A 13,314-nucleotide genomic window follows, 5' to 3' on the forward strand; every position below is an offset into this window, starting at 1 on the left:
TATTATTTCCACATGGTAAAATTTCATTATTATTAACTTTCAAACAATTTAATATACTTACTTATCAAGAGAGATGGAGGGACTTGGCCCGTCGATATCTCAGCAACCACCCAAAATGTGGCAAGGTGCTAATTCCAGTAGACGTAGTCTTGTAGATAAGGAGATTGACTTCATATTTTGAAGGCCCTCTTCCTTAGAGGGCCTTTTACTTTTTTATAAAGGATGATGACATGATGACAAACAAAAACATTGCGACACAATTAGTTCAGCTCGGAAATCATACCGATCCCAAAACAGGTGCTGTCAACACACCAATCTATCTTTCAACTGCCTATACTCATGATGGGCTTGGTCAATCAACTGGTTATGACTATACACGTACAAAAAATCCGACACGTACCGTCCTAGAAGAAGGTTTTGCTAAATTGGAATCTGGTGATGCAGCTTTCGCCTGTAGTAGCGGGATGGCAGCTGTTCAGTTAGTTCTATCCCTATTTAAATCGGGTGACGAAATTATTTTACCTGAGGATATCTACGGTGGCACATACCGTTTACTCGGTCAATACCAAGAACAATATGCAATCAAATCTCATTATGCAAAATTTTCTTCTGTATTAGAGGTTGAAGGTTTAATTAATGAAAATACTCGAGCTATTTTCATTGAAACACCAACCAATCCATTAATGCAAGAATTTGATATTGAACTTTATGCTAAGCTTGCGAAAAAGCATAGTTTATTATTAATCGTTGATAATACTTTCTTAACACCTTACTATCAACGTCCAATCGAGCTAGGGGCTGATATAGTTCTACATAGTGCAACTAAATACATCGGTGGTCATAATGATGTTCTAGCTGGTCTTGTCGTAAGTAAAGGTAAAGAGCTTAGCGAAAAACTATTCACAAACCATAATGCTGCTGGTGCAACACTGGCTCCAATCGACTCATGGCTACTGCTACGAGGATTGAAAACATTACACCTTCGCATGAAACAACATACCGAAAATGCTAAGCAAATCGCGGCTTATTTAGAACAAGAACCTTTAGTAAAAGACGTACTGTTTGCTGGTAAAGGCGGAATGATTTCCTTCCGTTTACAAAAAGGAGAATGGGTTGGTAAGTTTTTAGAAAGCTTGAAATTAATTGTCTTCGCCGAAAGCCTGGGTGGTGTTGAAAGCTTTATCACATATCCGACTACACAAACACATGCGGATATTCCTGAAGCGGAACGTATTGCTCGCGGTGTTGATGACTCCTTACTTCGTTTCTCTGTCGGTATTGAGGAAGCAGAAGATTTAATAGCGGATTTACAACAAGTTTTTTCTATCTTAGAAAAAGAGGTGTCATCATATGAGTTCAATTAATGAAAATATTGAAACAAGTTTAATCACTGCTTCTACTCGCGGTGATTACGAGCAAAAAACAGGTGCAGTTAATGTACCAATATATTTATCATCTACATTTGATCAGGAGCATTTCGATTCCTTTGGTCCATATGATTATAGTCGTTCTGGTAATCCAACTCGTGATGCATTAGAGAAAACGATTGCTGAACTTGAAGGGGGTACACGCGGATTTGCATTCTCTTCAGGTATTGCAGCCATCGCCTCTGCCTTTATGATATTAGAAGCCGGCGACCATATTGTTGTGACATCTGAAGTGTACGGCGGAACATACCGTTTTGTAACACAAGTGTTAACAAAATTTGGCGTTGAGCATACATTTGCTGACTTCTCTGATTTAACATCAGTAGAAGCGGCTATACGTCCAAATACAAAGGTATTATATATAGAAACTCCAGCTAACCCCCTTCTAGGCATTACTGATATTGAAGGCGTTGTAGCAATTGCAAAGGCAAATGGAGCTCTAACATTTTTAGACAACACATTTATGACGCCTTTATACCAACGTCCTTTAGACCTTGGTGTAGATGTAGTGTTACACAGTGCCACTAAGTTTTTAGGAGGACACAGTGATATTATTGCAGGACTTGCGGTAACAAAAGACGAAGAGCTTGGTAACCGAATCTACTTTATGCAAAACTCATTCGGTGCCATTTTAGGCGCACAAGATTCCTTCTCATTAATTCAAGGGATTAAAACCTTAAATGCGCGTCTAACACAATCGACAGCATCCGCATCCAAACTTGCTCATTATTTAGATGCTCATGAACTGGTAGAAGAAGTTCATTTCCCAGGCTTGAAATCTCACCCAGGTCATGACATCCATGCAAAACAAGCAAAAAGTGCCGGAGCTGTATTATCATTTAAACTTCCTAATCGGGAAATCACTAAAGCATTTGTAGAACATGTTCAAATTCCAATTTTCGCTGTTAGTCTTGGTGGTGTAGAATCAATTCTTTCATATCCAGCCACAATGAGTCACGCAGCTATTCCTAAAGAAGAACGCGAAAAACGTGGTATTACAGACGGTCTTTTACGCTTCTCTGTTGGCCTTGAAAATATCGACGATTTAATCGCTGATTTTGAGCAAGCATTTGCAAAAGCGAAAGAACTTGCTGTTGTAGGTAATAAATAGATGATTATATGAGTCGCTCCACCGATTTGGTGGAGCGATTTTTTTCTTTTTAAGTCTTTTGGGCTCAACAGTTTCAACGAAAATATTTCTGAAACAGAATAAATGAGAATTGTGAGGTAAAGCTATAATTACTCATGCGACTTTTCTTTTATATATAAGGAATTGTTAATAAGGAGATAAATCAATGGGAAATAAAACGAAAACCTTACTCGCTTTATCACCTAATTCATTGATTATGGGCATGATATTGGCTTTAGTTGGTGGATTTTTAGATGCTTATACGTATATCACAAGAGACGCAGTGTTTGCGACGGCACAAACAGGAAATATGGTATTATTTGCGGTGAGAGCCGCAAGTACAGAATATAACGGTGCTATCCTTAATATACCGCCTTTTTTGGCTTTTATAGCAGGAGTCTTGGTAGCAGAATATATAAAAGATAAACATACTAGCCACAGACGAGCTGTCTTACTTTTGGAATTCGCGATTTTATTTATAGTCGGGTGGTTACCTGCAAGTGTGCCAAATATGCTTATCACCATGTGCATTGCATTTGTGTCTTCCTTACAAATTGCTACCTTTAACAAATTGGAAAAATGGAGCTACAATTCAACCATAACAACAGGGAATCTACGAACCGCAGCTCAAGCTTCTTATGCTGCATTCGTGAAACATGATCCAGAATCGATGCGGAAATTTATAGATTTTACTGCTATCATTCTTTCCTTTTTATGTGGTGCTTTAATTGGGACCTTCTTTAGTACTTATCTAGGAAAAACATCCATTTGGATTGCTGCTGGGATTATACTGCTCACCGTAATGTTATATCATAGAAGCAAAGAAACTACGAAAGAAACTCTTGAGAAATCCTGAAGTACGAATAAATACTTGATAAATATATATCCCAATCTTCCAATGAGCATACCAATCCTATTATTGTACATTTAATTTATGTAATTACATTGTTATTTCTATGTTCCCTCTTAAGCGTTTTTCTTTTTTAAGCAACATTTCATTGTATAGGAAAGTAATTTGCTGCTTTCATATTGTTTGTTGATCAGTAGTGTACTACACTTTTTAGTCTATTCACTGTCTCCTACAAAAAAATGACAACCCACAAAATGTGGGCTGTCATTTTTCATTCAAAATACTTTAAATATTCACCATAGCCTTCTTCTTGTAATTTATCTTTAGGTATAAATTTCAAGGCAGCAGAGTTAATACAATAACGTAATCCTGTTGGCTGAGGACCATCGGGGAAGACATGTCCTAAATGTGAATCAGCTTCTCCGCTCCGTACTTCTGTGCGACGCATACCAAAGCTTGTATCGAAGTTTTCTTGTATGCTAGCACCTTCCACAGGCTTGCTAAAACTTGGCCAGCCACAACCTGCATTAAATTTGTCTTTTGAGTGAAATAAGGGTTCCCCAGATACGATATCAACGTATAGACCTTCTTCAAAATGACTATCGTATTCGTTTTGGAATGGTGGTTCTGTCCCATGCTCTTGCGTGACATGATATTGCATCGGTGTTAATGTTTTCAACTTTTCTTCTTTGTTCATGATTTTGTCCCCCAATGCTGTTGTTGGAATGCAACTCGTCCTGAGCCAATTGAATAGCGCTCATAATGAGCTGGATTCTTTTTGTAATAATGTTGATGATAAGTTTCTGCAGGGTAGAACGTTGTTGCTGGTAGAATTTGTACAGCGATTGGTGCTTTAAATTTACCTGATTCTTGTAATGTATTTTTTGATGCTTCAGCTATTTTACGCTGCTCTTCGTCATGGTAGAAAATGGCTGTCATATAAGACTGTCCGCGGTCATAAAATTGACCACCAGCATCTGTTGGATCGATTAAAGTCCAGTAAAGATCGACTAACTTTTCATAAGGATAAATTGCTGGATCAAAAGTAATCTGTACAGCTTCAAAATGTCCAGTTGTCTCACTACAAACTTCCTCATAAGTAGGATTCTCTGTATGTCCTCCAGTGTAACCAGAAATGACGGACTCAATGCCCTCTTGCTGATCGAATGGTTTTACCATACACCAAAAACATCCACCTGCAAATGTTGCTACAGCCATATGCTACTCCTCCTATTCTTGAACGGGTACTGTTACTTCCAGTATAATCTTACCTTCTTTTAAATTAAATTCTTTTGCTTGCATGCGAGAACCAGAAAGTACTGCTATTTCTGTTAAACCCATATATACTTCCTCTTTGTTTGGTCTAATAACCATCCATGAAGGTAAATCTACTGAGTCATTTAATAACTTCAATGCTGTGCTTGGTGGGATATTCAACATACCAACTTCTACATTTGTTTGTTTTAATATAAGATTGCCGTCTTCATCAATTGTTGGATCAAATTTCATTGTAATAGGTAGCTCCATACCAAAAACACTAAGCTCACTTACTAAAGAAACTTCCTCATTAATGTACATATGTACAGGGATGGATTTTGATTTCATAGCGTCCTGAATGTACTTGTTTGCAATGGCTTCAAAATCCGCTGGTGTAGTTTGTACTGATAGTTTACTACCATCAGGCATTGCGGTTGTTTCCGGTATTGGCGTATCAGTTGCCGGTTTCGTAATGAACACAAACAATCCAATGATTACTGATAACATTAATGCAATTAAAAAGAAAAAAGCTATTTTCCACTTATTCACCGTCACATCACTCCTTGAAGTCCATTTCCCCGTTGGTTAATTTTTTTAGACCACATGACTTGATCGTCCCTACTATACGGTCCGTCATTTCATCATAGCCTCTTGCATTTGGATGGAAAAAGTCCGTATGATAAACCATATTCTCGTTCGAATCGAATAAATCCTCTACATTTACAAAACATGCATTTTTATCTGCCTCTGCAAAATCTTGAATATCTGTATTCCATTCATACATAATCGTATTTAAGTCCGATTTTTCCTTCGTAAAGATGGAAAGAGGATTATAAACGCTTATTAAAATTATGGGCGCAGATTTATTTTTTTTTCGGATTAACTCCATAATTTTACCATAACGCTTTTGAAATTCGATGCGTTCCGTATCAAATGCTTCTTTATTTAGATTCATCAAGTCACGTCTGACAATTTTCATTAAGTCATTTCCACCCATAGTGAGTGTTATAAAATCAGCTTTTTTTAATTGTTCGTCAATTTTACCGCTCTCAAGTTGTGCTACGAGTTGATCACTGCGTCGACCTTTTTTTGCTGTGTTTTCAACTTCGACGTATTTAACGCCTTCCCAGCCAAGCATTTGATCCGATAGTCTACCGACATAACCTTGCTGATTTAACTCATCTCCAACACCTTCAGTTAGAGAATCACCTAAAGCAACATAAATAATGTCTTTAGGGATGACTTCTTCTGTAACTGGCGTTTTTATTTCTTTGCTGCAAGCACTTAATAAAAGAAGTGCAAGCATGAAAATTATTAATTTCTTCACGTTCCATTTCTTCCTTTCGTTAAGTACGTCTAATGAAAGAAAGCAGGGAATGAAATCATCCCCTGCTCATCATATTAATCAGTATAGTACATAAAACCAATTGCACCTGGGCCTGTATGTGTACTAATAATTGGTGAAGTATAAGCAAATTTCGTATCCATATAACCTGATTCTTCAAGTTGTTTTTTAAGTGGCTCTGCCATTGCTAACCCTTCAGCATGTGAAAGACCTACTCCTTTTATTACTTTCCCTTGAGTATCTTCTATAAACTGATTAATTAAATATTTAACTACTTGTTTATGGCTTCGTACTTTTGCCACTGGGTTGTATACTCCACCTTCAATTGAAGCAATTGGTTTGATATTAAGTAAAGAACCAATCATACCTTTCCCTTTACCGATACGGCCACCTTTAATTAAATTATCTAAAACGTCAACAACGACGTATAAATTCGTATTCTCACGAACGATATTTAATCTTTCAACGATTTCTTCAACTGATTTACCTTGTTCTGCTAATTGGCAAGCTTCAAGTACTTGGAAACCTAAGGCAAATGAAGTAAAACGTGAATCAATAACTGTTACTTTTGAATCCGTCATACTTGCAGCAGCTTCTGCTGATTTTACAGTACCACTCATTCCGCCAGTCATCATGATAGCAATAATCTCATCGCCATCTTTTCCTAGTTCATCAAATACTTCTTTAAATACACCTGCAGCAGGTTGAGAACTTTTTGGTAATTCCTTTGCTTTGCTCATTTTATCCAGGAATTCGATTGGAGTAATATCGACACCATCAGTATATGTTTGACCCTCAATATGAATTGATAGTGGAACGATATGTATTTCGTGTTTTTCAATTTCTTCTTTTGTTAAATCTGCTGTTGAATCCGTTACTATATGAATTCGTCTCACATTGACACATCCTTTGTTTCATTGTTCTTATTATAAATTTAAATCAAGGTCATTGTAAACCGTTAACTATTTATTCTATTTTACTAGCTTTTGTCACACGATACACGTGACATTTGTCAGTTCAAATGCATTAAAATCAGTCGCATAATAGAAATATACAAAAAACTTACCGCAACAAGGAGGCAATTCATATGCAACAGGCTTTTGATTATAAAAACACGAAAGAAGAAATATGGAATGCCATTACACACGGCATCGCTTTCTTATTATGCATCCCAGCGCTAGTCTTACTCATTATAAAAGCAATTGATAAAGGCTCTACACTATATGTTGTTAGCTTCATCGTTTTTGGCGTTTCAATGTTAATTCTATTTTTAGCTTCAACTTTACTTCACAGCATGCCTGGAAAATATAAAAAAATCTTTGCTATATTAGACCACTCGTCTATCTACATTTTAATTGCTGGTACATATACACCTTTTCTGTTAATCGCATTAAACGGTGCACTAGGATGGACTTTATTTGGTATCATTTGGGCGTTAGCGTTACTTGGTATTCTTTTTAAGTGCTTCTTTATCCACCGTTTTGAATTTGTATCAGTAATTTTCTACATTCTAATGGGATGGCTTATTATTATCGCAATTAAGCCTTTATATGCACATATTACTGGTGCCGGTTTCTCACTATTATTAAGTGGCGGGATTTTATATACGGTTGGTGCTTTTTTCTACGCATATCGGAAAATACCTTATAATCATGCGATTTGGCACTTATTCGTCATTGCTGGCAGTGCCATGATGTACTCATGCATATTGTTTTATGTATAAATGACTTTCTTATATCCATTATTAGTTTGTTACTTATTTAACTCTAATATAGTCAAGCCAAATAAAAGGTTGCCACAAGTTACTTTCCAGTGGCAACCTTTTCATTTACTTATTTACGCTCATATACTAAATACGTAAACTTCAAGCCATTCTCTGCTTCATTCACTTCAGACTGGGATACAACTTGCCATTCGTCCCCATATGATGGGAAAAATGTATCGCCCTCGTATTGTTTTTCAATCTTCGTAACGTAAAGTCGATCTGCCATTGGCAATGTCATACGGAAAATTTGCTCGCCACCAATGATCATTATTTCCTCTGATTCTTTTTCAGCTTCAGCTAATGCTTCTTCTAAAGAATGCACGATAACAATACCTTCTCTGGCATACTTTTCATCACGCGTAATAACGATATTTGTACGTCCTGGCAGAGGCTTACCGATAGACTCGAACGTTTTGCGTCCCATAATCATCGGTTTTCCCATCGTTGTACGTTTAAAATAAGCTAAGTCCCCTGGTAAATGCCATGGCATTGCATTATTTAAGCCAATGACGTTATTTTCATCATGAGCAACGATTAATGAAATCATTTATAAACCCCCTTATACAGCAATTGGCGCTTTAATTCGTGGATAAGGATCATATCCATCAATTGCTAAATCCTCTATTTCATACTCAAAAATGGATTCTTTTTCAGTTTTAATAATAAGCTCTGGCAATTCACGTGGAACTCGTGATAACTGCTCTTTTACTTGATCAAAGTGGTTACTATAAAGATGTGCATCACCTAAAGTATGGACAAAATCACCTACTTCTAAGCCACATTCTTTCGCGATAAGATGTGTTAACAACGCATATGAAGCAATATTGAATGGTACACCTAGGAATACATCTGCACTACGCTGATAAAGCTGGCAAGAGAGTTTTCCATCTGCTACATAGAATTGGAAGAGTGTATGGCAAGGTGGCAAAGCCATATCATCTACTTCTGCAGGATTCCATGCACTAACAATATGGCGACGTGAATTAGGATTGTTTTTAATTGATTCAATGACATTTTTCACTTGATCGATTGTTTCCCCATTATCTGCTGGCCATGAACGCCATTGTTTACCGTATACTGGTCCAAGATCGCCAAATGCTTGAGCAAAGTCATCATCATTTAATACTTTATCTTGGAAAATAGTCATTTGCTCTTCGTATTGAATTTTAAATTCAGGGTCCTCATTAACACGTAAACCGAAATTCGTCATATCTGGTCCTTCATACTGATCGCTTTTCACCCATTTTTCAAAAGCCCATTCATCCCAAATATGATTATTCTGTGCAATAAGTGTACGCACGTTTGTATCGCCTTTTAAAAACCACAGTAATTCAGTAGCAATAAGACGGAAAGCAGTTCTTTTTGTTGTTAATAAAGGAAAACCCTTTTGTAAGTCAAATCTCATTTGATAACCAAAAACACTACGCGTACCTGTTCCTGTACGATCCCCTTTATCATTTCCCTCGTCTAAAATATGTTGGCAAAGTTGTAAATATTGTAGCACGGAACTGCCTCCTAGAAATTTATATAGTTTTAACTATATCATAACATTCCCCATTATTATCTTAAAAGCTAACGGAAAATAGTTAAAAAGATGAAAGAAATAATTACAATTACGCCCATAAATATCTGAATATTTCCTGGGTAATATTCAGATATTTCATGTTGTAGGGAATAATAAATTATGACCTTAAGTTAATGCAATACATTCAAACTACATTAAAAGACTCCCCCGCACTTTTTTAGCGGAAGAGTCTACTTTATCTGTTGTTTGAAATATTTAATTTGCTTATCCAACTTATGTGATCAGCCTTTTTAGGTTCAAGACAACCATTTAGGCGGAGTATTTTTTGACCAGTAGATTTCACCTAGGTCATAATGAGCTGTGAATTTATCTTCATACGTGTGGTAATGGAAATTGTAGTAATAGCCATCAAATGGACGATTTTCAGTACGCACATGGAAGCGTATAACGTCTTCTTTAGTTCCAGTGTTATAGACGTGGAAAATCTTCTCCGCATAATCACCACTTGGATTCTCAGTAATTGCCAGTGATTTTGTTGTTTCGTTATCAAGACGATTTACTGTCATTTCAATTGCTTCTTGCATTTTAGGGAAAATGACATCATCAAATTCATCACTAATCTGTGGACCTACTCGTGAACCGAATTTTAAATAGGCTTGTTCCTTTGCTGCTGCAAAGGCATACTCTTCAAAAGACTGTTCCTCTTCTGTTGAAATAACTGACTCATTCTGCGTTTCTATGTATTTCGTTAGTTGACTAGTAGTATCTCCTGAAAATTGTGCTTTAGCGTTGGAGCTGTGATCTAGTAAACCTTCCCATATTGCATGACTCGGCGTAATTACACCTAATGTGATTACCGCTACGGATGCAACAAGGAACTTCTGAATCCATTTTTGCATAATCATTACCTACTTTCGAACATTTTTAAATCTTTTAATATCTATATTATATATACGAATCTTACTAGTAAAAGTTTCAATATTCATAGTTTAATTGTACAAAAACCACAACAATAAAGATACTATTAGGAATATACAAACTATTGTAATTAAATCTATTTCATAATTAACTGAATTATTTTAACCATTCATACTCCTACTTTACACTATAGGTATTGAACCAAAACATTATTACAGAAGTATCTTCAGAAAATCTATGTTTATTGAATTAACATTTAGACACATACTTAAGATGCTCCATAGATTTTATGTCTCACTATTATATTGATATCCTTGAAATAAACTATCATCATTTACAGCAGATATATGTACGTATTTGTAAAAAATTGTTCACAAATCCTTGATATATAAGGAATTTTATAGATTTTTTACATTATTCATTGTACAATAATAATGAATAAACATGTTCGCTTTTTGTAATAAAGGAGGGACAAAAATTATGTCTTCAGTTGCTATTGGTATTGGATTTTTATGTTTATTAGGATACTTATGCTCTTTATGTTTCACGGACTAATATTTACTACGCCGCCTTGTTCTTTTTGAACAAGGCGGTTTTTCATTACAAAATATTTATGATTTTTTTAATGATATTCTTCCTTTAATACAAAAAACACAAGTACAAAAAGTACTCGTGTTTTTTGTTAATTAGTTATTGGTATTAAACGCTGTCCTATATAAAACGTCATTCCTTCTGTTTCAATAGGACGAGCAATGTGGGGGGCATTCATTAATATGCGGACGATTGAGACATTTTCATTTCTCAGTCTACATTCCGCTTTCATATTAAGCTTTTCAGTGAACATCTCATTTTTATAACGCCTAATATTATTCGCTGTGATTAAGAAAAATGATGATGCAAAAAGGCTAGAAGGAACTTTTGCCTCTTTTATTTTTAAATAATGGACAGACTGATCCACAGTAGGATAAGCTATTTCGTGACTTTGAACCATATTCCTCATCGGGAGCCCAGATTCTGTTACGCCATCTACTGCACAGCCATTCAATACCTGTAAAACTGGGTCACGACTTGCACCATAAGAATACGATGCACTTTTACATTCATTGAATGAATGTGAAGCTAGTTGTTTAGCTTTTTTCTCCTTTTTCGCCTGCTTAAATAACTGTAAGGGGAAAATACCAACATTTGTTTCAGTGGTAATGACTTCTTTATTCTTAGAAAATGGAGATTTCTCTAATGCATGAACAATCGCCATCGTACCATCAATTCCTGCATTCACTTCTCTAATTGGCGTAAAGTATCGAAGTCTAATATCAGCTAACTTAGACTTAGCGATAAAAATTGTTTGCGTGCATCCAGTTTTCATTGCCACTTCTTGCATTTCAGACGTTGTAAGTGCATTCCCTTCAAAAACAACCCCAATATTTGACTTACCCATATGGCCACTTTTTCTCACTTCAAACATATAAACTTTGACCATTTCCTTGCTCACTTCCTTCAAGTATTAGATAAGAGACCGCCTTATTGATTGAACAATAAGGCGTGATTTTACATTAGAAACTGTTTAAAAATGCTGTGATGAAGTGTAGACGACCTGTATCAGCCTGTGCATAAGTCATAATTGCTGCTCCAGAAAATAAACCGAATGATAATGCTCCAAGTAATGCGAATTTTAATTTTTTCATCATATTAAATCTCTCCTAAGTGTTTTTTTAAGCATTCGGTGCAAAGTAACTGCATTTCAAATGCTTTTTTATATTTTTTGTTCATTGCTAAATAGTTTGCATAATGTTCAGTTGCTAATTTCATTTGTTTTAAATCTATATGCTTTTTAAAAATTTCAATACTTTCATTAATAAGTTCTTCGTATTTTGTAAAATTATTAGATTTAAATTCTATCATTGCATTTAATAATAAAAAGTTTGCTTCATTATTGCTATTACGAATATATTTTTTTATTGTTGATAGTTCATTTCTAATCTTTGTTATTTCATCTAATTCTAAAAAAATTTCTAGTCTTAAATTCAAAGATTTAAAAAGATCCGAATAATCGAGAGTTTTCTTAATTTCAATCGATTTATTAACTTGAATTAATGCATCATCAAATTGCTTTTTATCTAATAGAACTAATGCATAATTATGATGTAAAAGTGATTTTAAACTACTGAAATCTTCACGACATATATTAAATCCTTTTTCTATATAACCTTCCGCTTCATTATATTCATGCAGTTCTCTATATGAAGCGGAGATGATATTATAACAATCTCCAACTTTATCCCATTCATGAAGAGTTAAATAAATATTTTTCGCATCATTAGCATATTTCAAAGATCTTTCAAATAAGCATAAATGATAATGCGACAAAGCTAAGTTAAATGATGTTCGGGCAATCATGTACGGATCTTCATGTAGTTGTAAAATCTTTTTAAAGTACTCAACACTCTTTCTATAATTCCCAATATAATAATGATAAACAGCAGTTACATATGAGTATAGTTGACGTGTTGCTACATATAGCTGGGATTCATCAATATCTACTGTTGCTATCCCACTTTCATATAATTCAAATGCTTTTTCGTCTTCTCCAAACTTCACCAATGCCAAAAACTTAAGCAACAAGAAATAAAATTCTTGACGGATGGAAGCTATGTATCGAAATTGATCTTGATGTAAGTCCAGAAATTGTTGGACCTCTTCAACACTCTCCTTTTCAATTTTAGATTCCAGGGTGGATAAGATATTTTGCATTTCAGTTGTATCTTCATAAATATTATGAAAATATCTTTCCGGCACTTCAAGTCTACCGGCTAGTAACTTGAGTGTATCAATAGAAGGGGTATATCTGCAATTCTCAATATTGCTATAATGGGTTGGCGAGATGATTCCGTGGCAAATATCTGCCTGTTTTAACCCCTTTAAAAGTCTGATTCGTTTAATTCTATTGCCAAGTTTCAAATCTTTCTCCCCCACTTCACAAAGAGCTAGTGTTTTCAAAGAAAATATTGTTTTTTGATTTTTATTGAAAAAAATACCAAAAAAGTTTATTCCTGTGATATTTTAGTGCCATTCCCTATTTACATTTTATTATTTAATAG

At 35.1% G+C, this 13,314-nt stretch carries 15 protein-coding genes and 1 riboswitch; of the genes, 4 read left to right on the forward strand and 11 right to left on the reverse strand.

The genetic code is table 11. The features are described from left to right. The first annotated feature begins 58 nt into the window (after nucleotides 1–58). A riboswitch (SAM riboswitch) is annotated at nucleotides 59–162 on the forward strand. Between the two features lie 71 nt (nucleotides 163–233). The 3 genes from AC3IS5_RS13660 (at nucleotide 234) to AC3IS5_RS13670 (ending at nucleotide 3,412) form a co-directional block, all read left to right on the forward strand. Next, nucleotides 234–1,364, forward strand: coding sequence for a methionine biosynthesis PLP-dependent protein (locus AC3IS5_RS13660; protein ID WP_489424916.1), 1,131 nt, complete (start codon nucleotides 234–236; stop codon nucleotides 1,362–1,364). Beyond that, nucleotides 1,360–2,538 (forward strand): cystathionine beta-lyase, encoded by a 1,179-nt coding sequence (gene metC / locus AC3IS5_RS13665; RefSeq protein WP_489427893.1) that lies wholly within the window; start codon nucleotides 1,360–1,362, stop codon nucleotides 2,536–2,538. Before AC3IS5_RS13660 ends, metC begins: the two co-directional genes overlap by 5 nt. A gap of 184 nt (nucleotides 2,539–2,722) precedes the next feature. Further along, nucleotides 2,723–3,412 carry a YoaK family protein gene (locus AC3IS5_RS13670; protein WP_489424917.1) on the forward strand — a complete coding sequence of 230 codons (690 nt, stop codon included), beginning with the start codon at nucleotides 2,723–2,725 and terminating at the stop codon, nucleotides 3,410–3,412. A 265-nt stretch (nucleotides 3,413–3,677) separates the two neighbouring features. Here AC3IS5_RS13670 and msrB read toward each other — a convergent pair whose 3' ends face one another. From msrB to AC3IS5_RS13695, 5 genes are all read right to left on the reverse strand, one after another. Beyond that, a complete protein-coding gene (gene msrB / locus AC3IS5_RS13675) occupies nucleotides 3,678–4,103 on the reverse strand; it encodes a peptide-methionine (R)-S-oxide reductase MsrB (RefSeq protein ID WP_390008488.1) in 426 nt (141 codons plus the stop codon). Beyond that, nucleotides 4,100–4,624 carry a peptide-methionine (S)-S-oxide reductase MsrA gene (gene msrA, locus AC3IS5_RS13680; RefSeq protein WP_489424918.1) on the reverse strand — a complete coding sequence of 175 codons (525 nt, stop codon included), beginning with the start codon at nucleotides 4,622–4,624 and terminating at the stop codon, nucleotides 4,100–4,102. The genes msrB and msrA overlap by 4 nt, the downstream gene beginning before the upstream one ends. Nucleotides 4,625–4,636: 12 nt before the next feature. Then, nucleotides 4,637–5,212, reverse strand: a complete 576-nt coding sequence (locus AC3IS5_RS13685; protein WP_193739122.1) for a YpmS family protein — start codon at nucleotides 5,210–5,212, stop codon at nucleotides 4,637–4,639. A 7-nt stretch (nucleotides 5,213–5,219) separates the two neighbouring features. Continuing rightward, entirely contained in the window at nucleotides 5,220–5,990 is a 771-nt protein-coding gene (locus AC3IS5_RS13690; RefSeq protein WP_489424919.1) for a GDSL-type esterase/lipase family protein, read from the reverse strand. 74 nt (nucleotides 5,991–6,064) lie between these two features. Further along, nucleotides 6,065–6,904, reverse strand: coding sequence for a DegV family protein (locus AC3IS5_RS13695; protein ID WP_489424920.1), 840 nt, complete (start codon nucleotides 6,902–6,904; stop codon nucleotides 6,065–6,067). A gap of 191 nt (nucleotides 6,905–7,095) precedes the next feature. Here AC3IS5_RS13695 and trhA point away from each other — a divergent pair, with 191 nt between their 5' ends. Continuing rightward, nucleotides 7,096–7,731, forward strand: coding sequence for a PAQR family membrane homeostasis protein TrhA (gene trhA, locus AC3IS5_RS13700; protein WP_489424921.1), 636 nt, complete (start codon nucleotides 7,096–7,098; stop codon nucleotides 7,729–7,731). A 109-nt stretch (nucleotides 7,732–7,840) separates the two neighbouring features. Here the strand turns inward: trhA and AC3IS5_RS13705 are convergent, their stop codons facing one another. The 6 genes from AC3IS5_RS13705 to AC3IS5_RS13730 form a co-directional block, all read right to left on the reverse strand. Further along, complete coding sequence (locus AC3IS5_RS13705) at nucleotides 7,841–8,320, reverse strand: dihydrofolate reductase (RefSeq protein ID WP_489424922.1); 480 nt, start codon at nucleotides 8,318–8,320, stop codon at nucleotides 7,841–7,843. 12 nt (nucleotides 8,321–8,332) lie between these two features. After that, on the reverse strand, nucleotides 8,333–9,277 hold the full coding sequence (locus AC3IS5_RS13710; protein ID WP_489424923.1) for a thymidylate synthase: 945 nt from the start codon (nucleotides 9,275–9,277) through the stop codon (nucleotides 8,333–8,335). A 317-nt stretch (nucleotides 9,278–9,594) separates the two neighbouring features. Beyond that, a complete protein-coding gene (locus AC3IS5_RS13715; protein WP_489424924.1) occupies nucleotides 9,595–10,197 on the reverse strand; it encodes a YpjP family protein in 603 nt (200 codons plus the stop codon). 701 nt (nucleotides 10,198–10,898) lie between these two features. Beyond that, nucleotides 10,899–11,696, reverse strand: coding sequence for a PhzF family phenazine biosynthesis protein (locus tag AC3IS5_RS13720; RefSeq protein WP_489424925.1), 798 nt, complete (start codon nucleotides 11,694–11,696; stop codon nucleotides 10,899–10,901). Between the two features lie 73 nt (nucleotides 11,697–11,769). Beyond that, a complete protein-coding gene (locus AC3IS5_RS13725; protein ID WP_489424926.1) occupies nucleotides 11,770–11,904 on the reverse strand; it encodes a hypothetical protein in 135 nt (44 codons plus the stop codon). A 1-nt stretch (nucleotide 11,905) separates the two neighbouring features. After that, entirely contained in the window at nucleotides 11,906–13,174 is a 1,269-nt protein-coding gene (locus AC3IS5_RS13730) for a helix-turn-helix domain-containing protein (RefSeq protein WP_489424927.1), read from the reverse strand. Between the last annotated feature and the right edge of the window lie 140 nt (nucleotides 13,175–13,314).

This window comes from Viridibacillus sp. KH_047, from assembly GCF_057838945.1.